Origin of the sequence: Lyngbya sp. CCAP 1446/10 (assembly GCF_026130175.1) — a bacterium.
Lineage (GTDB): Bacteria > Cyanobacteriota > Cyanobacteriia > Cyanobacteriales > Microcoleaceae > Microcoleus.
This window is the reverse complement of record NZ_JAIGNI010000046.1, coordinates 1-23,211: the sequence shown is the minus strand read 5'-3', so window position 1 is coordinate 23,211 and position 23,211 is coordinate 1. Positions and strand designations below refer to the sequence as shown.

The 23,211-nt window shown below is 44.5% G+C and carries 24 protein-coding genes; 10 read left to right on the top strand and 14 right to left on the bottom strand.

Annotated features, from left to right (window positions below):
* Positions 1-31: 31 nt before the first annotated feature.
* The gene (locus tag K4039_RS18900; RefSeq protein ID WP_265237434.1) at positions 32-1,951 is read right to left on the bottom strand and encodes a transglycosylase domain-containing protein; all 1,920 of its coding nucleotides are present in this window, start codon (positions 1,949-1,951) and stop codon (positions 32-34) included.
* 206 nt (positions 1,952-2,157) lie between these two features.
* Here K4039_RS18900 and tyrS point away from each other — a divergent pair, with 206 nt between their 5' ends.
* The 3 genes from tyrS to K4039_RS18885 are packed head-to-tail and all read left to right on the top strand — an operon-like array spanning position 2,158 to position 4,748.
* Positions 2,158-3,369: a tyrosine--tRNA ligase gene (gene tyrS / locus K4039_RS18895; protein ID WP_265237433.1), complete on the top strand. Its 1,212-nt coding sequence runs from the start codon at positions 2,158-2,160 to the stop codon at positions 3,367-3,369.
* A gap of 29 nt (positions 3,370-3,398) precedes the next feature.
* Entirely contained in the window at positions 3,399-4,109 is a 711-nt protein-coding gene (gene pyrF, locus K4039_RS18890; RefSeq protein WP_265237432.1) for an orotidine-5'-phosphate decarboxylase, read from the top strand.
* Positions 4,110-4,145: 36 nt separating this feature from the next.
* The gene (locus tag K4039_RS18885; RefSeq protein WP_265237431.1) at positions 4,146-4,748 is read left to right on the top strand and encodes a hypothetical protein; all 603 of its coding nucleotides are present in this window, start codon (positions 4,146-4,148) and stop codon (positions 4,746-4,748) included.
* Here the strand turns inward: K4039_RS18885 and K4039_RS18880 are convergent.
* Positions 4,745-5,110, bottom strand: a complete 366-nt coding sequence (locus K4039_RS18880; protein ID WP_265237429.1) for a hypothetical protein — start codon at positions 5,108-5,110, stop codon at positions 4,745-4,747. The genes K4039_RS18885 and K4039_RS18880 overlap by 4 nt on opposite strands.
* Positions 5,111-5,245: 135 nt before the next feature.
* Entirely contained in the window at positions 5,246-5,932 is a 687-nt protein-coding gene (locus tag K4039_RS18875) for a uracil-DNA glycosylase family protein (protein ID WP_265237428.1), read from the bottom strand.
* Between the two features lie 191 nt (positions 5,933-6,123).
* Here K4039_RS18875 and K4039_RS18870 point away from each other — a divergent pair, with 191 nt between their 5' ends.
* Together K4039_RS18870 and K4039_RS18865 are read left to right on the top strand one after the other, a co-directional pair.
* On the top strand, positions 6,124-6,795 hold the full coding sequence (locus K4039_RS18870; protein WP_265237427.1) for a phosphoribosyltransferase: 672 nt from the start codon (positions 6,124-6,126) through the stop codon (positions 6,793-6,795).
* Positions 6,796-6,867: 72 nt separating this feature from the next.
* A complete protein-coding gene (locus K4039_RS18865) occupies positions 6,868-7,128 on the top strand; it encodes a hypothetical protein (RefSeq protein ID WP_321161629.1) in 261 nt (86 codons plus the stop codon).
* A gap of 85 nt (positions 7,129-7,213) precedes the next feature.
* Here K4039_RS18865 and K4039_RS18860 read toward each other — a convergent pair whose 3' ends face one another.
* Together K4039_RS18860 and K4039_RS18855 are read right to left on the bottom strand one after the other, a co-directional pair.
* The gene (locus K4039_RS18860) at positions 7,214-7,597 is read right to left on the bottom strand and encodes a VOC family protein (protein WP_265237425.1); all 384 of its coding nucleotides are present in this window, start codon (positions 7,595-7,597) and stop codon (positions 7,214-7,216) included.
* A 55-nt stretch (positions 7,598-7,652) separates the two neighbouring features.
* Positions 7,653-8,273 (bottom strand): histidine phosphatase family protein, encoded by a 621-nt coding sequence (locus K4039_RS18855; RefSeq protein ID WP_265237424.1) that lies wholly within the window; start codon positions 8,271-8,273, stop codon positions 7,653-7,655.
* A 55-nt stretch (positions 8,274-8,328) separates the two neighbouring features.
* Here K4039_RS18855 and K4039_RS18850 point away from each other — a divergent pair, with 55 nt between their 5' ends.
* The gene (locus tag K4039_RS18850) at positions 8,329-8,793 is read left to right on the top strand and encodes a hypothetical protein (RefSeq protein WP_265237422.1); all 465 of its coding nucleotides are present in this window, start codon (positions 8,329-8,331) and stop codon (positions 8,791-8,793) included.
* A 319-nt stretch (positions 8,794-9,112) separates the two neighbouring features.
* On the opposite strand, the gene K4039_RS18845 is transcribed toward K4039_RS18850, so the two are convergent.
* Entirely contained in the window at positions 9,113-9,439 is a 327-nt protein-coding gene (locus K4039_RS18845; protein ID WP_265237420.1) for a hypothetical protein, read from the bottom strand.
* Between the two features lie 121 nt (positions 9,440-9,560).
* Positions 9,561-9,887 carry a hypothetical protein gene (locus K4039_RS18840; RefSeq protein WP_265237418.1) on the bottom strand — a complete coding sequence of 109 codons (327 nt, stop codon included), beginning with the start codon at positions 9,885-9,887 and terminating at the stop codon, positions 9,561-9,563.
* A gap of 181 nt (positions 9,888-10,068) precedes the next feature.
* Here K4039_RS18840 and K4039_RS18835 point away from each other — a divergent pair, with 181 nt between their 5' ends.
* The 3 genes from K4039_RS18835 (at position 10,069) to K4039_RS18825 (ending at position 15,808) form a co-directional block, all read left to right on the top strand.
* The gene (locus K4039_RS18835) at positions 10,069-10,905 is read left to right on the top strand and encodes a PHP domain-containing protein (protein WP_265237416.1); all 837 of its coding nucleotides are present in this window, start codon (positions 10,069-10,071) and stop codon (positions 10,903-10,905) included.
* 332 nt (positions 10,906-11,237) lie between these two features.
* Positions 11,238-11,447, top strand: a complete 210-nt coding sequence (locus K4039_RS18830; RefSeq protein ID WP_265237414.1) for a CsbD family protein — start codon at positions 11,238-11,240, stop codon at positions 11,445-11,447.
* 107 nt (positions 11,448-11,554) lie between these two features.
* Complete coding sequence (locus K4039_RS18825; protein ID WP_265237412.1) at positions 11,555-15,808, top strand: WD40 repeat domain-containing protein; 4,254 nt, start codon at positions 11,555-11,557, stop codon at positions 15,806-15,808.
* 606 nt (positions 15,809-16,414) lie between these two features.
* Here the strand turns inward: K4039_RS18825 and xseB are convergent.
* Both xseB and xseA read right to left on the bottom strand, forming a co-directional pair.
* Entirely contained in the window at positions 16,415-16,642 is a 228-nt protein-coding gene (gene xseB / locus K4039_RS18820; RefSeq protein WP_265237410.1) for an exodeoxyribonuclease VII small subunit, read from the bottom strand.
* 5 nt (positions 16,643-16,647) lie between these two features.
* On the bottom strand, positions 16,648-17,808 hold the full coding sequence (xseA, locus tag K4039_RS18815; RefSeq protein WP_265237408.1) for an exodeoxyribonuclease VII large subunit: 1,161 nt from the start codon (positions 17,806-17,808) through the stop codon (positions 16,648-16,650).
* 109 nt (positions 17,809-17,917) lie between these two features.
* Here xseA and K4039_RS18810 point away from each other — a divergent pair, with 109 nt between their 5' ends.
* Positions 17,918-18,646 (top strand): hypothetical protein, encoded by a 729-nt coding sequence (locus K4039_RS18810; protein ID WP_265237406.1) that lies wholly within the window; start codon positions 17,918-17,920, stop codon positions 18,644-18,646.
* 131 nt (positions 18,647-18,777) lie between these two features.
* Here the strand turns inward: K4039_RS18810 and gmk are convergent, their stop codons facing one another.
* The 5 genes from gmk to K4039_RS18785 form a co-directional block, all read right to left on the bottom strand.
* A complete protein-coding gene (gene gmk, locus K4039_RS18805) occupies positions 18,778-19,341 on the bottom strand; it encodes a guanylate kinase (RefSeq protein ID WP_265237404.1) in 564 nt (187 codons plus the stop codon).
* Between the two features lie 78 nt (positions 19,342-19,419).
* Positions 19,420-19,686, bottom strand: a complete 267-nt coding sequence (remA, locus tag K4039_RS18800; protein ID WP_265237402.1) for an extracellular matrix/biofilm regulator RemA — start codon at positions 19,684-19,686, stop codon at positions 19,420-19,422.
* A 602-nt stretch (positions 19,687-20,288) separates the two neighbouring features.
* Positions 20,289-20,624: a type II toxin-antitoxin system PemK/MazF family toxin gene (locus K4039_RS18795; protein WP_265237400.1), complete on the bottom strand. Its 336-nt coding sequence runs from the start codon at positions 20,622-20,624 to the stop codon at positions 20,289-20,291.
* A 5-nt stretch (positions 20,625-20,629) separates the two neighbouring features.
* Positions 20,630-20,845: a hypothetical protein gene (locus tag K4039_RS18790; RefSeq protein WP_265237398.1), complete on the bottom strand. Its 216-nt coding sequence runs from the start codon at positions 20,843-20,845 to the stop codon at positions 20,630-20,632.
* Between the two features lie 131 nt (positions 20,846-20,976).
* The gene (locus tag K4039_RS18785) at positions 20,977-23,079 is read right to left on the bottom strand and encodes a M3 family metallopeptidase (RefSeq protein ID WP_265237396.1); all 2,103 of its coding nucleotides are present in this window, start codon (positions 23,077-23,079) and stop codon (positions 20,977-20,979) included.
* Positions 23,080-23,211 lie beyond the last annotated feature (132 nt).

Below are 23,211 nucleotides of genomic sequence, written 5' to 3'. Positions count from 1 at the left end.
TGACTCATGACTAATGACTAATGACTAATAATTAAGGCCGCTCAAAAGCTGACGCAGGTTTAAAACTTTCTACGGGAACGCCCTCCAAAGCTTGGCTCATAAAATCTCGCCAAACAGGGGCAACAATCCCACCGCCGGTAGCACCGTAGCTCATCGGTGCGTAATTGTCGTTGCCCATCCAGACAGCAACCGACAACTGCGGCACGTAACCGACAAACCAAATATCGCGTTCTGAGGAAGTTGTACCTGTTTTCCCAGCAGCCGGCCGGCCGAGTTGGGCCGCCCTTGCCGTTCCGTTGTTAACTACCCCTTGCAGGGCGCTGTTGACGGATGCTGCGGCCCAGGCGTTGAGAACTGGTTTTGGTTTGGGCGTATTGTCGAGCAAGACGTTGCCGCTGCTGTCGGTGACTTGGACGATAAACGTGGTGTCAGAATGCCAGCCGTTGTTGGCGAAGGTAGCAAAAGCTCCGGCCATTTCTAAAGGTGTCAAGTCAACGGCACCTAATGGCAAAGAAATCACGGGTTCCATCGGACTTCTGATGCCGAGTGTCCGGCAAATTTCAATGACTTTATTCAATCCGACTTCTTGGCCGAGTTTGACGGCGGGAACGTTGAGGGATGATTCCAAGGCTCTGCGGATGCTGACAGCGCCGGAGAATCCGCCGCCGTAGTTTTGAGGGTAGTAGTAGCCGTCGCCGTCGCGGTAGCCGACTGGGGAGTCGTAGACAATTGAGTCGGGGGTGTATTTGCCGCTAGCAAAGGCAGCGTAGTAGACAAAAGGTTTAAAAGAAGATCCGGGCTGGCGGCGTGCTTGAATGGCACGGTTGAATTCACTCTTTTGGTAATCGACTCCGCCAACCATTGCTTTGACGAAGTGGGTGCGGGGATCGACGGCTGCTAGGGCAATTTGTCCTTGGTCGCGATCGTAAAAAAGTCCTTGGTTGTAAAGTCGATTGTGCCACGTTTTGACGGTTTCTTCGGCTATGCGCTGCATTTTAAGGTCGATCGTCGTTTGAACGCGCATTCCTCCCTTGAGTACGGCATCTCGCCCAAAACGCCGTGTCAGTTCCTGGACTACGGCTTGTGTGACGTAAGGAACTTGGGAGCCACCAAAAGAGGTGATTTTGCCAAGCTTAATTTTTTGCGATCGGGCGGTATCCGCTTCCGCCGGCGTAATCCATTTGAGATCCTTCATCCGGGTTAAAACAGTTTCCTGCCGCTCTTTTGCCAATTTGTAATTGACAAAAGGACTGTATTCTTCGGGGGCGGAAATTAAGCCGGCGAGCATGGCTGCTTCCGCAAGGCTCAAACTATCTGCTGACTTGTTGAAATAGCTTCGAGAGGCTGTCTCTACGCCGTACAAGTTGTGCCCTAAGTAGATTTGATTCAGGTACAGTTGCAGAATTTGGTCTTTGTTGAGAATTTGCTCCAAGCGGATAGACATTACCGCTTCAGCTATCTTGCGACTAAATTTTGACTGGGGAGATAGAAACAGGTTCTTGACTAGCTGCATTGTCATAGTCGAGCCGCCTTCAACGGTTCTACCTTTCTCTAGGTTGACTATAAGAGCTCTGGCTATCCCGCCGGGGTTGATGCCTTTGTGGGTGAAGAAGTTGCTATCTTCGATCGCCATTACGGCCCGTTTCAGGTTCGGGGAGATTTTGTCAAGAGGTACGACATCCCGGTTAGCTTCATCGTGGATACTGGCTAGGGGCTTGCCGTTGATGTCGTAAATGTGAGTAGTTTCGGTGGGAGAGTAGGTTTGCAAGATGCGAACATCTGGCAAATTGCGGAAGCTGATCGCTAAGCCAACCAATCCGCCGGCGACTACGGAACTGGCAAGCATTGTCATGCTGAGTATGGTTCCGGCGGTCACTTTGCTGACTGACTGAACAAACTCGAATACAGGGGCTGAGTTTTCCGTATTTTTGCGAACTGCGTTGGTTGACACGTGGATTTCACTTCCTCACTCGATTTGGGGTTTAAGACTTTTAATTTTAGATGGAAACTCTGGAGGCTTTCAGCGAATGAAAGCCGGTCAGCTTTGGGATTATGGTAGCTTGATAGTTGTGTGTTTATGTGTCAATCAGTGAGTTTAACTAATTCCGCTGCACTTTGGCAAAATATTAGAGTTTTATGGTTTCCGATCGCTCCCCTATGATAACTCCTAACCTTTCAGCGCTTTACCGTGGCATCAGCGAGATTTTTCCCGATCGACCTGATTCTAGCAACCCTGACGAAAATCTGGCCCAACTGCTGGCAAAAGTCGATCGTCCGTTGCGAGTCAAACTGGGAATTGATCCCACAGGGACTGACATTCACTTGGGACATAGCATTTGTTTCCGCAAGCTCAGAGCTTTTCAGGATGCCGGTCACACGGCGGTACTGGTCATCGGAGATTTTACCGCAAGAATTGGCGATCCGACAGGAAAATCGGAGACGCGCAGCCAGTTGACAGCCGAACAAGTGGCAGAAAATGCCAAGACTTATTTAAACCAAGTGCGTCCGATTGTAGATTTTGACACACCCGGACGTTTGGAAATTCGCTATAACTCCGAGTGGTTGTCAAAATTGGACTTGGCGAAGATTTTGGAACTGCTAGGCACGATGACAGTGCAGCAGATGCTCGCTAAAGAGGGATTTGACAACAGGATGCAGCAGGAAAATGCGATTTACCTGCACGAGTTTTTGTATCCGCTAATGCAAGGTTACGATTCGGTGGCTTTGGAGGCGGATGTGGAGTTGGGGGGAACTGACCAAAAGTTTAATATTGCGGTGGGGAGGGATTTGCAGCGGCATTTTGGGATGAAACCGCAGTTTGGTTTGCTGATGCCGATTTTGCTGGGGACTGACGGCGTGCAGAAGATGTCGAAGTCTTTGCATAATTATGTAGGTTTGTCCGATGACCCGCTGACGATGTATTCTAAGTTGGAGAAAATTGCCGATAGTTCGATCGCCCAGTATTTTGAACTATTGACAAATTTGCCCCTTGATGATTTGCCAGAAAATCCGCGCGAAAAGCAGAAACTTTTAGCTGTGGATGTGGTAAGTCAGTATTGGGGGAAAGCAGCGGGCGATCGCGCCCAACAAGATGCGATCGCGCTAATCAAAGGTGCGGCGGGACAGGCTGATGCTGTGGCGGAGTTTTCTTTGGCAAACGTGCAGTTTCCGGCTAAGTTGTTTTATATTCTGAGTGCTAGCGGGCTTTGTAAGAGCAGCGGTGATGCACGGAAGTTGATGCAGGGCGGTGGGGTGAAGTTGGAGGGCGACAAAGTTTCTGATGTTAATCTTACGTTTGAATCACCTGCTGATTTATTCGGTAAGGTTTTGCAAGTGGGCAAAAATAAGTTTGTGCGATTGGTGTCTTGAATATCTTTTTTAACCGCAGATGAACGCTGATGAACGCTGATAATCGAATTATTGTGGCTTTGGATGTTTCGAGTCAAGAAGAGGCGATCGCACTTCTTGACAAACTCCCGCAAGTATCTTTCTGGAAAGTGGGTTTGGAACTGTTTGTGAGTTCCGGGCCGGGGATTTTGGAAATTTTAAAACAGCGGGAAAAGCGGATTTTTCTCGATTTGAAATTTCACGATATCCCCAATACTGTGGCTGGTGCTTGTCGGGCTGCGGCTAAGTACAACGTGGATTTATTGACTATCCATTCTACTTGTGGTAAAGATGCTCTGAAAGCGGCACAGTTAGCTTTGGTAGAAGGGGCGGCGGCGGTTGATAAACCGACTCCTAAATTGATTGCAATTACGCTGTTAACGAGTTTGAATTCGCGACAGTTAGCTTTTGAGTTGAAAATACCTTTAGAGTTGCCAGAATATGCTTTGCACATGGCATTGTTGGCTAAGGAAAGTGGTTTAGCTGGTGCTGTTTGTTCTCCGCAAGAAGTGGAACAGTTAAGAATGAGTTGCGGGGATGATTTTGTGTTGGTTTGTCCCGGTGTGCGTCCGAAATGGGCCGAGGGGGGCGATCAAAAACGATCGATGACTCCAAAAGCGGCATTTAAAGCAGGTGCAGATTATCTGGTAATTGGGCGGCCGATTACAGCTTCCGACGATCCGGTGGCGGCTTTTGCGCGCATTTGTGAAGAGTTGGGATAACAATTTGAATGTTTGTTAAACCGCAGGTAAACACGGATGAATACAGGTAAACTTCCATCGGCGTACATCTGTGTTTATCTGCTAATATCTGCGGTTGCAAGTCCGACTCTGGCTGTTAATGTTGTCACAAATGCCGATCGCAGTATAAACGCAAGTCGGTATGGTTTGTTAGCCCGATCGCCCTGTCCGGCAGATTTGGAAGCTTTAGTCGATCGGCTGTTGCAAGATTTGCCGAGTTATGCTAACCGTGTAATTGCGCGATCGGGCTTTGCTCCTAACAATTCTAGAGCGATCGATTACGTGCAGCGTCAAATAATTTTAGCAGGTCGCCCGGAGTTTGAACCGCTACCTTTAAATTTTGAAGAAGCACTTCCTGAAAATGCCAGTCAAGTTTTTATTACTACATTAGAACGGCAGTATCGCGAGGGGAAACGAGTTGAAATTCAGCAATATCACTGGCTGTTTTTAGCTAAAACGGAGAAGGGCTGGGAATTAGTAAAAATTGTTTCTCGGTTTGGTACAGTGGCGGATGTTCGTGCGTTGTCGCCGCCAGAAAGTGAGAAAAGCGCAATTGCTGAGGCGATTCGTTTGTGGTTGCGAGATTGTCGTGCACAAGGAGAAAATAAGACGGCGCTTTAACTACTGAATTCTCTAGCCAAATTCTGTTTGATTTCCAAATATGCTGCTTCTTCTAGTTCTAGTCGTTCTCGAATTAGGCGAATAATCCACGCCTCAACATCTGTTTCTTGATGCAATCCCGCTAAAAAAGCTGCTTTGATCGCAAGTTCAGAGGGAATGGATAAAGAAGTCGGTGGTTTTTGAACAATAATGGGAGTTTCCCACGCTGAGTCATTGTTAGCTTCGATTTCAACTATTAAATCAATTTCTGGTTCAGAGAGTGTTTCTTGGGTTGTGGGATTGATTGAGTTCATATTTGCCATCCGGTAATAAATTGTTGGTTTGAGCCTGATATTGTTGGTGAATACTTCTCTAGTATTCACTGTTTTATATCAAGAATTCTGTCGCGTGGGTGGGGGCGGGTTTATCAGATTATTCGTTTCAGCCTGAGATTGTTGGTGAACCCGCGCCTACAAGTGTTGCGGTTCACCAGCAATGATATCAGGCGTAATTACTGATTAACTTGCCGTTTTAAATTCATCCAATTTAGCTTTGATTACCTGCATATCTTGCCACATAAACCATTTTGGTGTCTCCGGTTCGCGGGAGGGATTTCGCAATAAGTATGATGGGTGAAAAATTGGCATACACAAACGTCCTTCCCATTCTATCCATTGACCTCGGATTTTACTAATTGGCCGCTTGTCGCTTAACAATCCTTTGAGGGCTGTTGCACCGGTTAATAAAATAATTTTGGGGTCTAAAATGCGAATTTGTTCGAGCAAGTATGGTTTGCAAGCTTCGATTTCTTTGGCTGTGGGAGGGCGGTTTTTGGGTGGGCGACATTTGATGACGTTGGCGATGAATACGTCGGTTTCTGCACTCAATTCTACGGATTCTAAAATCTTATCTAACAGTTTGCCCGATCGCCCTACGAATGGTAATCCGGTTTCATCTTCGTTTTGTCCGGGCGCTTCTCCCACAATCAAAATTGAGGCTTGAGGATTGCCGCGCCCGATGACGGCGTGGGTGCGGGTGTTACCCAATTCGCAGCGGTGACAGCGGTTGCAGTGATCGCCGATTTGTTCCATATTTTGATAAGTGCCGGCGGGAATGGGAATTTTGGCATTTGCTGGGATTGAGTCGTTTTGGAAGGCGGCACTTTGATTGCTGTCAAACAGGCTAAGTTGCAAGTCGCTGGACATATATTTTACAATTAGAGAGATTTTGTTTAGTCTAGAGTTTATAGTTTAGATGGCGCTGGGCGATCTGAGATTTACTGGATGCTTCTATGCGCTGCTGTGGATTCGCTACGGGATAGCTACGCTTTACGCACAATCCCAAATTAACACTCGCAAATCTCCAATTGTTTGGTTGAGCTCGTACAGGCAGGAATATGTTGTCTAACCCGTTTTTTGACGATCGCGCCGATGCAGGCGAAAAACTGGCCGAGGCAGTTGAAGACGAGCTCGGTCAGTTGAATTTAAGCGCACAGGAAGCTATTAAACCGATTGTTTATGCCTTACCACGCGGGGGTTTGCCGGTTGCTGTGCCGATCGCGCGCCGCTTGGGTTGTGCTTTGGATGTGGTTGTCGCCAAGAAAATTACTCGCCCAGATCATTTGGAATTCGCGATCGGGGCGGCAACTGCTGATGGCCAGGTGATCTGGCAAAAGCAAAAGCAGCACAATTTACGCTTGCAAAAATCAGCACTCCAGCAGGCTGAAAATAGCGCTCAATCTCTGTTAGCGGATTTGGCTTCGGGGCGACCAAATGTCAGCGCGGCGGGGGCTTTGGCGATTTTGGTGGACGATGGCATTGCTACGGGGATGACGGTGGCTGTGGCGGCGAAGGCTTTGCTGTCGCAGCAACCTGCGGCTTTGTGGATTTGCGCGCCCGTCGCCCCGCTAGATTTGATGGATTTTTTGGCGGAAATAGCCGATAAGTCGATTATTCTGGAGACTCCTCACCCTTTTTACAGTGTCAGTCGCTTTTATGGGCAGTTTCCGCAGGTGGAGACGGCGGAGGCTTTGGCGTGTTTGCTGCAACAAACTGAATGGCGATCGTAGGTTAAGCTGGAAGGCTAAATCCAAAAGCTCGATCGCTAACACATGAGACCTTGGGAATATTGGTTGAACACTGTGATTTTGTCTACTCAGCAAAATCCGCCTCGCTTTGTTGAGTTGGTGATGTTGATTTTGGCGATGATTTTGTTGGGGCTGTGGAGTGTAACATGGCAGTGGCAGTATTTAACTCTGTCTTTGAGTTATATAATTGGTTCGTCTTTTTCAATTTTGGTGCGAGAATATATCGGGCCTCGCCCTCAATTTCAGTGGACTCATTTCACTGCTTTGCTATTATTAATTATCAGTTTTTATAGCTTTGCTGAATTGATTAGATAGTTGAGGGGATTTTGAAGGAACCGCGAAGACGCGAAGGACGCGAAGGAAGAAAATAGAAGATTGAGAGTTCGTGAATTATTCGCGATTATCCTATATTGTAATAGGATTGATGCAAAATTATGCGGTTGCCGGCGGGATCGAAGGCATAGATTTCTAAGCCGTGTGAGGCTTTGATAATTTCTCCGGCTGGCGGATAACCTAATGCCCAAATTCGGGCGATCGCAGTTTCGATATCGCTGACTTCTAAACACAAACTCATGCCTGTTTTTGCTCGATTTGCAAATTCCGATTTGTGGGAATCTTTAGGTTTGAATATGCCTAGTCGTAAGCCGGGGAGGTGAAATTCAGCATAACTATTGGGAATGTAAGGATTCGGTTCTATGTCGAGAAATTTCGTGTAGAATTTAACGAGAACTTCTTTGTCGAGGTCTGCTAAAGTTACTAGGGCGGCGCTGTATTGGAAAGTCATGTAAATTAGATAGATAACTGGTAATTAACAAGGGAAATTGGTAACAGGTAAATTGCTAAAATCCTCCAATTCGTCCGACTATTTTAATTTTACCTCGTGCATCGCCTTTGAGAATCACAGCTTCGCCACTTTGGGGAAAAATATCTGTAATCGCTGTAATATTGACTTGATGCGTTACCATAATAATAGCGCCTTTTGTGTTGCGGTTGTCAACAATTAATTTGCGAATTGTTGCTGTTTGTCTGGCTTCTTGGCTGCTGTCGCTAAAGAACGAGTTGAGGGCTGGTAATGGCTCGACTTTGCCTAAATTTATCAGTTTTGCTGTTTCCAAACACCGGCACCACTGACTCGATACAACTCTAACAACTTTGATGTTGCGGTTGCGAAATTCGGCTCCGATTTGCTGGGCTTGGGTTCTTCCCTGGGCTGATAAATTGCGCTGGGTGGAACAGTCGCCTAACTTAAAGTTAGCAGGATCTCCGGTGCCTGGGGCGATCGCGTGTCGCATTGCTACCACCAACCCTGTCTCATCCCGCTGCAACAATTGCCACCCTGCTTGAGTTTGCGCCTTGGTTGCTGCGTCCGAACTTGTAGTTGCAGTAATTATGCCGATCGACAATACTAAAGCTAGGGAACCGAAAAACCATTGACCGTTGAAGTAAATTTGTGCTGCCATTGTTCCAGAACTTAGAAATTATCTTATCATATTGTAATACAACAAATATTTCTCTATGGAACTCACAAATTTTATTGCTCTGTCTGTCATTGTTGTCGCTGCGCTGGGGATTGGCATCGGAACAATGACTTGGGCTTACTTCGGCAAGGGCAGCATTTCTGTACTGTTTAAAGAACCAATTTTAAACTCGCCAGAATTTCCCGATACTGACGCAGGTAGCAAAGCTGCGGTTTATTTTCAAGCAGGAATTGAGGCTTATCAATCGGGAAATTACCGCAAAGCTCAAGATAAATTTACTAGCGCCATACAACAGGTGGCAACGGCTGAAGCTTACCACAATCGCGGTTTGATTTTTGCGAATTTGCGATCGGATGGGGAGGCTGTGGCAGATTTGATCCGTGCCAGCGAATTATACCAACAGCAGGGGAATGGAAGTGCGATCGACACGATTAAACAAAATCTTGCAGCTTTGAAGCAGCGCAAATTAGAACGAGAAAAACAAAAAGCTGTAGCGACATAAATTGCGGGAATTACGCAGAAACCGGGTTTTTTACGAAAATATTCAATTGTGCTTTGCTCGTTACTAGGCAGAGTCTGGTAACGAGTAACAAAATATTCGATTGTGGCTTTAACTCTGGGTGAAAAATCCGGTTTATTCGGTATTGACGCGCAAGTTTTAAATTAGTAGGTTGAGCCATTTCAACGAAACAAAACCTATATTTTTTGCCTGAAAAACCCGGTTTCACGATGTATCGCGTTCGATCCAAAATATTGAGGAGAAACCGAGTTTGACAGAATTCTTAAATTTTAACATCAAGATGTAACATTCTCGCGAAAGGCTAAATTTTTCTGGTATCTTCGATTTTGTCGATTTTAGAAACCAGCATTTCTCGGCTAGATGCCACAACTCGGTAATTAGTAATTGGATCGTAAGCTTCCCACTCTTGAGTGACTTCGCTGTCTTGCCACAAAAACCATTCCCGGTAAATTTCGCCGTCGTCAATGTCGCCGCACAAATTAAGCCAATCATCTCCTCCCAAACTGTCAAAATCTCCTCCTACTAAGTCAATCCAAGCGGCTACGATACAAGATTCAATAGCACTATTATCAAAAGTATCTACCTGAGATTGAACAGAGGTTTCGGGAAAGCAAAGTGTGGATTTCATACGCTGTACCTGAATGTTATGTTATTAATTTATAAAAAAATCATCAACGCTAGCGATCGCACAATGCCACTATCGTAACCTCCACAGCTTAAACCTCAAAAAAGCTCGATCGCCAAAACGCTCAAATCGTGATGGTGTATGACTTTATGGCGCTTGGGGTGAAGCGGCTGGAGAGGCTGATTTGAGCCAATTTGCTAACTAGCACAGCACAAAGCCCATGAAGCGAAGCTATCCCGTGGGGAATCGCCCGAAGATTTCTGGCAAAGGCGATCGCACTTTCAGCAGCGAAGACAGCGCGACTGGCAATTATATACTTGGTAGGTTGGGGAGTTTCCGTACAGTTTTTGTGATAGCATTTATAGGAACAGAGGTTGCAGATAGACAAGACAGTCGAACAAAACAAAGCTTGAGTCATGCCAATTCCGTCAGCATCGGAATCATACATCATTCTTCTCTCTCTGTGTCCTCTGCGTTCTCTGCGGTTAAATCATTCCGATACAACCGGAATTGATATCATGCCAATTTTGCTGAACATCCCAAGTATTTAAATATCGCTGGTGCTTCCCAAATTGCGAGAAGGTGCGATTAATAGAGTTCGCAAAGTAGATAAATAGTTAATCAGAAAAACAATGCTAGAACTCCACTGTCACACAACTTATTCCGACGGTACTCTCACCCCAGCCGAACTCGTAGCAGCCGCCGCATCTTCGGGGGTTCGCGCCTTGGCCGTCACCGATCACGATACGATGTCGGGTTGGGATGAAGCCTTCGCCGCCGCTGCTTTGTACGGTATCGAAATAGTCCCCGGACTCGAACTCAGCACAGTGCACAACGGTCGATCTTTGCACATCTTAGGTTTTTATCCCGATGCAAATAAGTTGCGCGTTCCTTTGAACGATCGCATAGAAGGAAGATTGAGGCGATCGCAGGAAATGGTAGAGAAATTAGCAGCGTTGGGATATGCGATCGAACTGCCAACAACATCCCCAGGAATGGCACCGGGAAGGCCTCACATTGCCTCTGCCCTTGTAAAAGCTGGTCACGCCAAATCATCGCGGGAAGCCTTCGATCGCTGGCTGGGAGAGGACGGCCCCGCCTACGTGCATTACGACAAATTCTCGATCGCCGAAGGCATAGATTTACTCAAGAGTTGCGGCGCAGTACCAGTATGGGCGCACCCTTATTTATTTCGCGGCGGCGCTGTTGAGGAAGTTTTAAAAGAATTAGTAGATGCAGGTTTAATGGGAGTCGAAGTATACCATCCCACCCACAGTTCCAGCCAAATTAAAAAGTTGAAAGATTTGTGTCTTGAATACGGTTTGCTGGTAACTGGTGGCAGCGATTATCACGGCCCCGATCCTGAAAGGAATGAAAGGAAAGGTGTTGAAAGTACCCAATTGAATATGCTGCATATACCGTTAGAATTGCTGGAACCGATTAAGGTTGCGGCGGCGAGTTTGAAGTAATAAATGTAGGGTGCGTCAGCTTTAATTCGAGTAAATGGGAACAATCAAGCCATTCTAACGCACCCTACAAAACATCGCGATAGCTCAAAAACTATCTGAAAATTATCTGCGTGCATCTGTGTGTATCTGCCATCATCTGCGGTTGCAGGATAGTTCTGTAGGGTGCGTCAGTTTATATCAGAGTAAATCGAAATAATTAACTCATTCTGACGCACCCTACTAAAAACCGCTCGCAATCAAACCAAACATAAATTAATGTGAAGTTAGCGAGGAATTGCTGTTGAGCTAATGTTAGGATAGCAGTAAATTTCAACTACTCGGCGGAGCTTATTATGAGTACAGAAGACAGAGCAAAGGCGATCGGCAAAAACGTAGAAGGCAAGGCTCAGGAAATTTTCGGCAACATCACGGGGAACAAAAAAGATCAGGCTGAAGGCAAGGCGAAACAAGCGGAATCGGCCGCTCGCCACGCAGCAGAAGATGCTAAAGATGCTGTGAAAAATATCGCAGATAAGGCTAAAAAGGCGATCGACAAATTGTAGAAACTGGACATCAAACCGCGATTTGCGGTAGGGGCGGGTTTACCAACAATTTACGGTAAAAATGAATAATTTTGTAAACCCGCCCCCACCCAACCGATATGTCCGATATGTCATTGCGAGCTCTTAGTGAAGCAATCGCCGGGATTCTGGGATTGTTTCGCGAGCTCGTAATGACATTGTTGTTTGGACTCTGGGATGGCGGCGCACAGCCAACAATGATAGATAATGTTGTTGAGTGCGATCGACCAAAAAAGCAGAAATTTAATAATTTCGAGAAAAATAAAATGTCTAAAGGACTTGAAGAAGTTAAGAAGCAGTTATCTAGTCAAAATGAGCAAGAAAGACTCGCTGCTTTATCAAAAACTCTCAATCATGGTCAACCAGGCTTAGAACTATTGATTGAACAATCAATCAAAGATAAATCCGATCGAGTTAAACAATTTGCCTACAGCGTTTTTCGTGCTGATAATTATTGTTTGAGGGCAAATACACCAGAAAGTTTAACACCTTGCCCAACAGATGTTATTACTTCTCTGGCAATAAGCCCAGATAATACTATTTTAGTAGGAGGGAGTTGGAAAAAGATTTGGGTATGGAATTTGCAAACGGGGGGAATAATTCGTAGTATTGAAGGACATTCGCACTGGGTTTTGTCTGTTGCTATTAGTCCTGATGGAAATACTTTGGTTAGCGGAAGTGCAGATAAAACTATTAAGGTATGGAATTTAAAAACAGGGTCGGCTATTCGCACGCTCAATGGTCATTCTAGTTGGATTACTGCTGTTGCTATCCCTGCTGATGGAAAAAAGATTGTTAGCGGCAGCGCAGATAAAACCATCAAAATATGGGACTTAAATACAGGTAAGCTAAGTAAAACCATAAAAAATGAAAAGGAACTATCTTATGTTTTGAGCTTATGTATTAGCCATGATGGAAAAGTCATCGCTTGTGGAAGCACTAATAATAAAATTACATTATGGAATTTAGATAGCGGTCAACTCATACGCAGTATTGAAGGACATTCCGCTTGGATTCAATCTTTAAGTATTACTTCAGGCAACACAACCTTAATTAGTGGAAGTCGTGATGGGGTTATCAAATTTTGGCAATCCAAAACTGAAGAAGTGTCTTCAAATCAATCAGCTTCTGTTTTGGGGAAAGGTTTAGTAGATGTAGCAGCTACTGTAGCGGGATTTTCATTAGGAGGGCCTATAGCTGTAGGGGCTTGGGTTTTAGGTAGAGTTATTGTTGGCGCATTAGATAATAAAGATTTGTCTACGTTACCTCTTCTAAATTTAGAATGCACCAATACTTACTCTCACAATCAATCAATTAATTCTCTAGCTTATCATGTAAATCAAAATATACTTGTAGTAGGCTTTTCCAAAAACATTAAAATATTTGATTTACGAGATAATTATAATAAAATCATCTATACTTTACCAGAAGAGTCTGGTTTTATTAGCTCTGTAGCACTTATCTCTAATGGAAAAACTCTTGCTGTCGCAGGTAAAGATTGGGTAACATTGTTGGAGGCAGAAACCGGAAAACCACTTCATGCTATTAAAGGATGTTCTTATCCTAAACTAAGCAAAATTGTTATTTCTGAAATTTTCCAAAGACTATTTTGTGGTCAAGAGCAGCATTTTACTGTTAAAGGTTTAGACCAGAATAATAGAGAGATGAACCTGAACGAGCAAGATATTACCTGGGAAACTACTGGCGGCAAAATCGAACATGGTTTATTTACAGCAGGTCAAAGAGAAGGAAGATTTGAAGTCAAAGCAAAGATAGGCATTTTTGATACTTCTGTCAATATTACTATTATTGAGCATCCTATAATCACTCAGCTTTCTATTACTCCTTCTAGTATTAATTTAGAGTTTGGTAAAACGAAAAAATTCACAGCACAAGTTTTAGATCAACGCAGTAATCCCATGCAGGAAACTGTATTATGGGAAGTAAGCGGAGGTGGAAGTATTGACCAAAATGGCAATTTTATAGCTGGAAGCAAGCAAGGTAAATTTGAAATTATAGCTTCAGCCGGTTCAATTATTCGAGTTATTCCAATTACGATTATTGAACCTCCGAGACTAGCAGAACTAATTATTATATCTTCAATACCTCAATTAGAGTTTGGTCAGAAATTTAATTTTCAAGTTAAGGGAGTCGATCAGTATGGTAACAATATACAAACTGGAGAAATTAGTTGGTCAGTAAGTAGTGGCGGTGGAACGATTGACAAAAATGGCAAGTTTGTAGCTGGAAATAATCAAGATAACTTTGAAATTATAGCTTCTGTCAGTTCAATTCGTCGAGTTATCCCAATTACGATTATTGAACCTCCGAAGCTAGCAGAACTAATTATTACATCCTCAATAGCTCAATTAGAGTTTGGGCAAAATTTTCAGTTTGAAGTTAAAGGTTTGGATCAGTATGGTGACAACATAAATATTGGACAAGTAACCTGGAGTACAACGGGCGGGTCAATTCTGAATAATGGAATGTTCCGCGCTAGTTATCAAGAAGAGAAAATAACTGTTACTGCCACTCTGGGTGAAATCAGCATTTCTGCCGATGTCACTGTAGTTGAACCGCCAAAACTAACGACATTATTAATTTCACCAAAGGAAGTAAAAATTGAGCCTGGAAAAAATCAAAAATTCCAGCTTCAGGGTTTAGATGAGTGGGATCGTGACATCGCAATTGGGCGGATAGTTTGGCAAGCAACAGGTGGTACGATTGACCAAAATGGCAATTTTATAGCTGACATAAATGCTAAAGGTAAGTTTAGAGTAACTGCTACTTCCACGGAATACAATATCAGTACCTTTGCTGATATTACAGTGATTGCTGTATTGAGAGAATTATCTATTTTTCCCAATGAAGCAGCACTTAAACCTGAAGAAAGTTTCACTTTTGATGTTATAGGATTTGATCAACAAGATGAACCAATACAGATTTATCAAGTAGATTGGCAATGTACTCAAGGGGGAAAAATTAACGGCAATGGAACTTTTATAGGAGGTTATGAAAAGCGTGAAGTTACGGTTAATGCTACGGTCGAAGGCATTAGTCAATCAGTTAAAGTTACGTTGCTCCCAGTTTTAAGGCGATTAGAGATTTCTCCTCAAAAAGTAGTAAAGCTCAAGCCTGATGAATGCCAAAAATTTACAGCACTAGGCTTAGACCAATATGGCAATCGAATAGATACTGGAAAAATCTCTTGGGAAACAACAGGTGGAAAAATCAACCAAAACGGTAATTTTACTGCCGATCATAATGCGAAAGGTACATTTAAGGTAACAGCTAATGTTACTGAAATATCGGAATCTGGGGTAAGGGCTAAACTCTTAATCTTGGGAATATACATGAGGCTTTTATATCGTGTATTTTCATTTGTTAATTCTACCCCAAGTAATTTCATCCTCAAGTCGGCTTTCGAGCTTATAAAAAGTAATTTTACGACGGGTCAACAAACAGAACAAGCAGAAAATACAGAAACAGATTTTACAAATGAAGAAACCGAGATCCTTGGTTTTGATATAGAAACGTGGTTACAGAAAAACATCTTTAAGATTGTCGCTCGGATTCTCGACTTTGCGGGTCAACTATTTATTAATGCAGCTAAGATTAGTGCTTCTGTTGAAGTTATTGTAGTTCCTGTATTGAGACGATTAGAAATTTATCCTAGGGGCTTGCAGCTTAATACTATACCAATCCTTTGGTTGCTCTTTCGACAATACAATTGTATGGCTGGGATTTTATTTATACGCAAGTCCCCTAAAGAAGTACAACTTAAGCCTAATCAGAATTTAACTTTTCGTGCTAGAGGATTTGATCAGCAAGGGGATGTGATGGTGCCTGGGAATATCATCTGGCGTGCAACAAGTGGCAATATAAATTCAGATGGTAAATTTATCGCTGGAAAAAGTATCGGTCAAGTTAAAATAAGCGTCATTGTTGGAGAGATTTATGATTCTACATTCATAAATGTAGTTGAGGATCAGAAATTAACACTTCTACCCAATCCTGCACCTGCACCTACAGAGAAAGTTGAGCGGGATGATGATTTTGATGATGATTTTGATGATGATTTTGATGATGATTTTGATGATGATTTTGATGATGATTTTGATGATGATTTTGATGATGATTTTGATGATGATGTCTTCAAAGATAATTATTTTTCTAAGTATTATTTTGCTGAATATATTTATGAGAATGATATCGATATAAGAGGTAATTATTTTTATCAAGAGTATTTTGATTGCGATAAATTTCCTAATAAAATCGAGAAGTGGTTTTACAGAAGCCAGCTTTTTTACTACGATGGTTATAGTATTAATGATGTATTTTGATATGGTTTTTGAAATTAGATGGATGCTAGGAACTTTTTCTAGTATCTAATGGAGGAATAAGTTTTAAGTGATGAATAAAATACCATAATTAACAGAGTAAACTAACTAAGGTGTTTAATTTTAAATACTTGGCAAACAGTTAATCACTAATGTGATAATATAGCGAGAGGCAATGAGTAGACCCGACACTCACCCACAAACTATGCAGCCGATCCAAATTACCACATTCCAAGCTTTGCGGCGCAGCTTGGGGCTAATAATCTAAGCCGCACCAATAGAACTTTTGCTGATTTGATTTATTGGTCGGGGTTCATTTGTCAGGGTTTGCATTGAGTTGGTGGGTGGGGATAAGAAACCGGGTTTTTTCGGAGTTTTTGGGTTGGTTGCGAGGATTGTGGAAAAAACCCGGTTTCTGGGGTGGTTGTGGGGGATAAGAAACCGGGTTTTTTCGGGGTTTTTGGGTTGGTTGCGAGGGTTGTGGGAAAAACCCGGTTTCTGGGTTGGTTGTGGGGGCTAAGAAACCGGGTTTTTTGATTTTTTGGGTTGGTTGCGAAGGTTGTGGAAAAAACCCGGTTTCTGGGTTGGTTGCGATTAAAATTAGCAGGATTAAAAATCGGGTGTCTGGGCTAAAAGCCCGATCGCCAAATCCATCTGATCCTTCCCCCGCGCCAGAAAACCTTCGCACTCCTGCAAACACTCCACAGCCACCGCAAACTGCTCAAAAACCTCTTCTAGTGGCAATTCTCCCGATTCCACCCGATCGATAATCGCCTCAATGCGATCGACCGTTTCCTCATAATTCCAGTCAGACTGGCGCAACTTCGACTTAACCATAGCATTTATTCTGCATCCAAAACTTCCACAATCTTAACCTTCAGCACGCCCCGACTCAACCTCACAGTTAACTCGTCTCCCAACTCTAAACCGTCAGTTTGGCGGACAATCTTACCGTCAGCCTGCATTACCGCCGCATAACCCCTTTCCAAAACCGCCGCCGGATTTAGGGCTGCTAACTTTTCTTGCAATATTTCCAGTTTACCAGTTGTTTGCCGCAAAGTTCGCGATGTCGCAGGCAACCGTTTTAGTCGGTTTTGTAACTGTTGCAAATGCTCTAATTCTGTCTGAAATCTGGCTTTTACAACACTTGCTAAATTTAGCATTCTTTGCTGGTGTTCCGAGTAAATCTCTGCTAAAATTGGTACAGCTTGGGCCGCTGCGGCTGTCGGAGTGTGGGCTCGTTGATCTGCTACTAAATCGGCGAGAGATTCGTCTCTTTCGTGTCCGATTCCTGTAATAATTGGAATTGCACAATTGGCGATCGCCCTTACCACTCTTTCATCATTAAAACAAGCCAAATCTTCCGCAGAACCGCCGCCCCGCCCTAAAATGATCACATCCGCCCTACCGTCCAATTCTACCAGGGCGATCGCCCTAGCAATCGCAGCCGGAGCCAAATCTCCCTGCACCAAAGTCGGCGACAGCAACACCCGCAAACCGGGATATCTCTGCGCTAACGTGCGCTGAATATCCCCCCACGCAGCAGCGCTATCCGATGTCACCACGGCCACAATTTGCGGGTGTGCGGGAATCGGGCGCTTTCTGGCGCGATCGAAGAAACCCTCGGCTTCCAAGCGCGATCGCAATTGCTGCAACCGCAAAGCCTCCAATCCTTCCCCAGCCGGTAGCGATTGCACAACTGTCAACTGGTACTCGCCGCGATTTTTGTAAACCCGGATGCTTCCGAAAACCAGCAATTGCTCACCTTTTACGGGCATTTGCACCAATTTTTGCCGCTGAGAATTCCACACCACGCAGCGAATCGCAGCGCTTTTGTCGGGATCGCAGAGAGTGAAAAAGCAGCCGCTGGCGTGTTGGGAAACGTTGGACACCTCGCCGATTAGCCAAACCGATCGCAGTTGGCGATCGCCCTCCAGCAACTCTTGCAGGTATGATGTTAGTCCGCCCACCGACAACGTTGTCTCAGGAAAAATTGCATTCATTGATATTTCTAATTCCAGAAACCTAGGTTACTATATTTAAGGTAATTTATTTGTAGGTCGAGCGAGCGATCGTATATTAACTGCAAACAAACTAATGATATCAGATACAATGACTTCAATCAATATGCTGCGCCAAGAGGCTGCGGCGATCGGCATTACTGATGCCGAAGCCAGAAAATATGGCGATCTTCGGCATAAAAGAACTTGGTCTTTGGCGATCGAACATCACCTCTCGATGCAAGATTTTGCTGATAACATAGAATCATCCTTTACAACTTCAGATCCCGATTCTAACAGCGCACTCAACCACTCTCAGACTACGGAACCCAAAGACTATGGTATTCAGCTAACGGCGAATCTGGGCGAATCTGGAGTCAAAATTGAGAACAAAACAGCATCTCATGCTTCGCCCCAACCGCCAGGAAGTGCGATCGGGCAGCCCAACAATTCCTACCACCGCAGCAACCACAACCAAAGTTTTAAACAAGTAGTTCAAAACCATATTAAAGCCTTAACAATTGCATCAGCATCCCGCACAAATCAACTCAATTTACAACTCAGCAATTGGGTTTGTCCTGAGTGCGGATCAGATGGCGAATTGGGTTGTCACCTTTGCGCCGGATCAGGCTATGTAGGAGACATTGCAGCTATTGGATGGACGCTAGCTTATATGGAAATGTTGGGCTGTCCTGCTCGCGAAATCGAACCGTTGAGGAAAACTTTCCCCGCGTCGGAGACTCTGGAATTGAATTTAAAAGCTTGTGTTGCTATTAAAAAAAGTACCGAGGTTTTAGCCAGAACCGAGAAATGGTTGATTCAGTTGACAGTTGACAGTTGACAGCACTTGACTTGGAATTAAGAGGATTGGATTAATGAATAGTGTTTTTTTAATTTCCCCCTAAAATGGTTCCGGCTTTCAACCAATTCTTTCTGGTAATTAGTAGTTGGTAATGTCAAATTGTCAGCACCTCATTTTCCACAACTAACAAACAATACCGATTCTAGTCCTTTCAAAGCAACTTCCAAATCATCATTAACAACTTGGAAATCAAATTCGCCCGCAGCTTCAATTTCCTGTTTAGCCCGCAGTAACCGACGGGCGATCGCACTTTCGGAATCTTGACCCCTACTCCGCAGCCTGCGCTCCAATTCTTCCCAAGATGGAGGTAAAATAAACAGTCGCAAAGCCTCTGGAAACTTATTTCTAATTTGCCTTGCTCCTTCGAGTTCAATTTCTAGGATTACCCATTTTCCCTCACCGATGCCCTGTTTGAGAGCAAAATATGGAGTACCGTAAAGATTGCCGGCAAACTCGGCCCATTCTGCTAACTCGTCAGCCTCAACCATTTGTTCAAAACGGCTGCGGCTGACAAAATAGTAGTGTTGTCCCTCAATTTCTCCCTCGCGGGGTTCACGAGTTGTCACCGATACCGAAATATCCAATTCGGGATGGCGGTTGAGGAGCGATCGCACTAGGGTGCCTTTCCCCACACCGCTAGGCCCAGTCAGAACAATTAATTTACCGGATTTCATTTTTAGAAGAGAAACGTGTCAGAATTTAAGTTTTCGCTTACTCTAGACTGTAAGTGCTCAAATTGCAACTGACAAACCTCAATCATCCCGACTTTGACCGTCTTTGTTGATGACAAAACGATTAGCCACCGTTTCCGGCTGAATCGCCGAGAGGATGACATGACTCGAATCTGTAATAATTACCGCTCTCGTGCGGCGGCCGTAGGTAGCATCAACCAGTTGTCCCCGCTCCCGCGCATCAGTAATTATACGCTTAATTGGCGCTGACTCAGGACTGACAATGGCAATCACTCGGTTAGCCGACACAATATTACCAAAACCGATATTAATTAATTGAATATCCATGAAAATTTTAAATTTTGGGTGAACGAGTAACTATCAATCCTTACTTATTATCATATATATCAAGGTTTTTTGACAAATTGAAAATTATTCATAACTCAATTTTTTGGTTTTTACTATCTTTTTTTCTATTTTTTGAGTTCTATTCCGCCCGTCTTTATCAAAACTTTAAAAAAGTAGCGCTGTTGACCGCTGATATTAAAGATTCGGTAAAGTCCGGGATTTTTAGTTGCCAATAAAAGCCTTAACTGTATCGAAAAAACAGCCCATAAATGTTGCAAAATATAAAGTTAATTCCTGGTTGAGTGAAAGTTAAGTATAATCACTGATAAATTACATAAATATTTGCAAAGGGCAGTTTATACTGACAGTATTAACACTGATGCTGCTTTGATGAGCCTTCAACCTAAGCTACAACCGGCGGGCGATCGCCTACGGGATAGCTACGCCGCGCGTACATCATCCCCAATTTTGCACAAAAAGATTGGGGATCATGTGTAAAACTACAGATGTTTCTTGCATGATGTTCTACAATTAGTCCATCCTGTTACTTGATGGCGGAATCCTTGAGGCAATTCACGCTACCGAAAAAACGGTGAATCAGGCTAATTCAACTCTGCAAAAGCTAGTTTTACGCACGCACAAATATCTTTCCAATCACGATCTGATAGATGCCCAATCCGAACCAAGTTAGCAGACGGCGGTAGAGTGACGATGAAGCTGCGGAAAACGGATGCAACCCGTAAACCTGCTGCGGCCCAATCCTGAATAGTACAGTCTGTAGCCCCTAGATCCATCGTTTGAGTGGTTATAAGTCCGACTATGACATCGGGACGAGTTGCTTGATAAGTTGCTGACGAGAGAACCACAGCAGGACGGCGTTTAATACCCGTCACACCGGGAAAATCTACTGTGACTACTTCACCGGGATTGAATGTCACGCTTGTTAATCCTGGCTTTCAGGGAAAAGCATAGCTGCGTACTGTAAAGAGAAGCTTGTTATATCGGTTCGATCGTCCTCAGTCCAAGTATCGCTTCGATCGATAACCGACACATTTTTCTCAACTAAATCGTTGAGTATAAGATTCGCTAAGCGCAAACGTTCCGTCAGCGACAGATTGCGGACAACTTCAGTATAAATTTCTTGAGCAGTCGTTGGCATAGTACAACCTCCTGTCCCTTATCTTAACCTGAATCAGCCGTTTTGTGCAGCGAGGCGAAGTAAATTCAGCTAAAAACAGGGATTAATGCAGATAAATTAACCCGCATTAATCCCGATTTTTACACAATTAATTAAGCCGCAACTAAACCGCTGTGTCTCAACAAAGCTTTAGTGCTCGGTTCGCGTCCCCGGAAAGTTTTAAACACTTCCATCGGGTGCAAACTGCCGCCCAATCCTAACACTGTATCTCGGAAGCGTTTACCTGTAGAGGCGATCGCACTTTCATCTTCCAAACCCGCCTCCTCAAACGCCCCAAAAGCATCAGCACTCAGGACTTCCGCCCATTTATAACTGTAATAGCCCGCCGCATAACCGCCCGCAAAAATGTGTCCAAAAGCGCACAAAAATGCGTCTCCTTCCAGAGGAGGCAAAACAGTCGTAGTTTTAGCGATGCGCTTGCGAACATCCGCCACAGTTTCGCTGCCGCCCGATCGATAGCGGTGGTGCAATTCGATGTCAACACTGCTAAGATGTACTTGCCTGAGCATGGCGCTACCGCTCATGTAGTGGCGCGCTGCTAGCAGTTTTTGGTAATAGTGTTCCGGCAAAGTTTCCCCAGTTTGGTAATGCTTTGCCATCCCGAACAACGTCGCGCGGTCATAACACCAATTCTCCATAAATTGACTGGGCAATTCCACTGCATCCCATTCAACATTATTGATGCCAGAAGCTCCCGGATAGTCTACCGTTGTCAGCATATGCTGCAAACCGTGACCGAATTCGTGAAATAAAGTTTCTACTTCCAAGAAAGTCATTAAACTCGGTTTGTCGTCAACCGGAGGACTTTGGTTGCACACCAAATAAGCCACCGGCAACCGCGTTGTTGTCTTTCCCGCTTCCACAAATTTAGCGCGTACTACACACTCATTCATCCAAGCACCGCCGCGCTTTTCTTCCGGGCGGCTGTAGGGGTCTAAATAAAAATTGGCGATCGCATTTCCGGCTTCATCATCTATTCTGAAATAGCGCACACTTTCGTGCCAGACAGGAGCTTGACCGTCCGCCGCCGTTACTCTCACGCCGAACAACCGCTTTACCAATCCAAATAATCCGTCCAATACCTGCGGCAAAGCAAAATAAGGACGCAATTCTTCGGCACTAAAAGCAAACTTTTCCTCCCGCTGCCTTTCCGACCAAAAACCAATATCCCAGTGCTTCAAATCCCCAGCTTCCGCAGCGCCTTTGGCGGCAGCAAAAGCTTTCAATTCTTCTAAATCTTTGACAGCAGCATTGTAACTAGCTAAGCGCAATTCTTCTAACAAAGCTTCCACTGCTGCAACATCGGGAGCCATTTTGCTCGCCAAGCTCAATTCGGCATAACTGCTAAATCCCAGTAAAGCTGCTTTTTCGTGGCGCAGTGCTAAAATGCGATCGGTCAAAGGCCAGTTATTCAATTCTCCGCTACTTGCTCTGCCAATCAAAGCTTTGTACAACTTTTCGCGCAACTCCCGGCGGGTACTGTGCTGCATGAAAGGGCCGTAACTCGGAAAGTCTAAAGTAATCCGCCAAGGGCCGTTTTCAGCATCCGCATTTTCTGCACCCGCAGCGCGAGCGGCTTGAGCTGCTAAACTCAACAAACTCGGCGGTAAACCATCAATTTCATCTTTGTTTGTGAGGGTGATACTGAAAGCTTTGGTAGCGTCGAGGACGTGATTGGAAAATTGCGTAGTAATTTCGGCCATTTCTAATTGAATGGCATTAAAACGCTCTTTTTGCTCGCCTTCTAAACCAACGCCGGAAAGTTCAGCATCTCGAAGGGCAGCTTCGACAATTCGCTGTTGAGCTGAGTCTAAGCTGTTCCAGTTTTTGTTAGCCCGTAGCGCTTTAAAAGCTTCATAAAGCGGTTTGCTTTGACTGAGCTTGCTCCAAAATTTTACTACTTCCGGCTGCACTGTTTCGTGTGCCGATCGCAATTCCGGGCTATTTTTCACACCCATCAAATGTCCGACAATGCTCCAAGTCCAATTTAAACGCTCTCCGAGCAGTTGCAGCGGTTCTACTAAGCCGCTCCAAGTCGGCTCAACAGACGCTTCTAAGCTAGCTAGCGAGGCTTCTAGTTCGGTCAGCAGTTGGGTAACGGCGGGGACTACGTGTGAGGATGCGATCGCGTCAAACGGTGGCAATCCTTTGCCAATTAGTAATGGGTTATCAGTAACAGTTACGGTTGCGGTCATTTAATTTTCTTGTAACAGGTTGAAAACAGGTGAACTAGACAGATTACCTTTTCAATTTGTAACACAGTTGTCCAAGAAATTGGACTCCAGCCGGGAGAGGAAGAGAGGGGGAGAGGGGGAGAAGGGGAGAAG

Bases quoted from the DNA above. Each gene is read 5' to 3' on its own strand.
- tyrS (WP_265237433.1), top strand. From the start codon at position 2,158: ATGATAACTCCTAACCTTTCAGCGCTTTACCGTGGCATCAGCGAGATT.
- pyrF (WP_265237432.1), top strand. From the start codon at position 3,399: ATGAACGCTGATAATCGAATTATTGTGGCTTTGGATGTTTCGAGTCAA.
- K4039_RS18885 (WP_265237431.1), top strand. From the start codon at position 4,146: ATGAATACAGGTAAACTTCCATCGGCGTACATCTGTGTTTATCTGCTA.
- K4039_RS18875 (WP_265237428.1), bottom strand. From the start codon at position 5,932: ATGTCCAGCGACTTGCAACTTAGCCTGTTTGACAGCAATCAAAGTGCC.
- K4039_RS18870 (WP_265237427.1), top strand. From the start codon at position 6,124: ATGTTGTCTAACCCGTTTTTTGACGATCGCGCCGATGCAGGCGAAAAA.
- K4039_RS18860 (WP_265237425.1), bottom strand. From the start codon at position 7,597: ATGACTTTCCAATACAGCGCCGCCCTAGTAACTTTAGCAGACCTCGAC.
- K4039_RS18855 (WP_265237424.1), bottom strand. From the start codon at position 8,273: ATGGCAGCACAAATTTACTTCAACGGTCAATGGTTTTTCGGTTCCCTA.
- K4039_RS18850 (WP_265237422.1), top strand. From the start codon at position 8,329: ATGGAACTCACAAATTTTATTGCTCTGTCTGTCATTGTTGTCGCTGCG.
- K4039_RS18845 (WP_265237420.1), bottom strand. From the start codon at position 9,439: ATGAAATCCACACTTTGCTTTCCCGAAACCTCTGTTCAATCTCAGGTA.
- K4039_RS18840 (WP_265237418.1), bottom strand. From the start codon at position 9,887: ATGATGTATGATTCCGATGCTGACGGAATTGGCATGACTCAAGCTTTG.
- K4039_RS18835 (WP_265237416.1), top strand. From the start codon at position 10,069: ATGCTAGAACTCCACTGTCACACAACTTATTCCGACGGTACTCTCACC.
- K4039_RS18830 (WP_265237414.1), top strand. From the start codon at position 11,238: ATGAGTACAGAAGACAGAGCAAAGGCGATCGGCAAAAACGTAGAAGGC.
- K4039_RS18825 (WP_265237412.1), top strand. From the start codon at position 11,555: ATGTCATTGCGAGCTCTTAGTGAAGCAATCGCCGGGATTCTGGGATTG.
- xseB (WP_265237410.1), bottom strand. From the start codon at position 16,642: ATGGTTAAGTCGAAGTTGCGCCAGTCTGACTGGAATTATGAGGAAACG.
- xseA (WP_265237408.1), bottom strand. From the start codon at position 17,808: ATGAATGCAATTTTTCCTGAGACAACGTTGTCGGTGGGCGGACTAACA.
- K4039_RS18810 (WP_265237406.1), top strand. From the start codon at position 17,918: ATGACTTCAATCAATATGCTGCGCCAAGAGGCTGCGGCGATCGGCATT.
- gmk (WP_265237404.1), bottom strand. From the start codon at position 19,341: ATGAAATCCGGTAAATTAATTGTTCTGACTGGGCCTAGCGGTGTGGGG.
- remA (WP_265237402.1), bottom strand. From the start codon at position 19,686: ATGGATATTCAATTAATTAATATCGGTTTTGGTAATATTGTGTCGGCT.
- K4039_RS18790 (WP_265237398.1), bottom strand. From the start codon at position 20,845: ATGCCAACGACTGCTCAAGAAATTTATACTGAAGTTGTCCGCAATCTG.
- K4039_RS18785 (WP_265237396.1), bottom strand. From the start codon at position 23,079: ATGACCGCAACCGTAACTGTTACTGATAACCCATTACTAATTGGCAAA.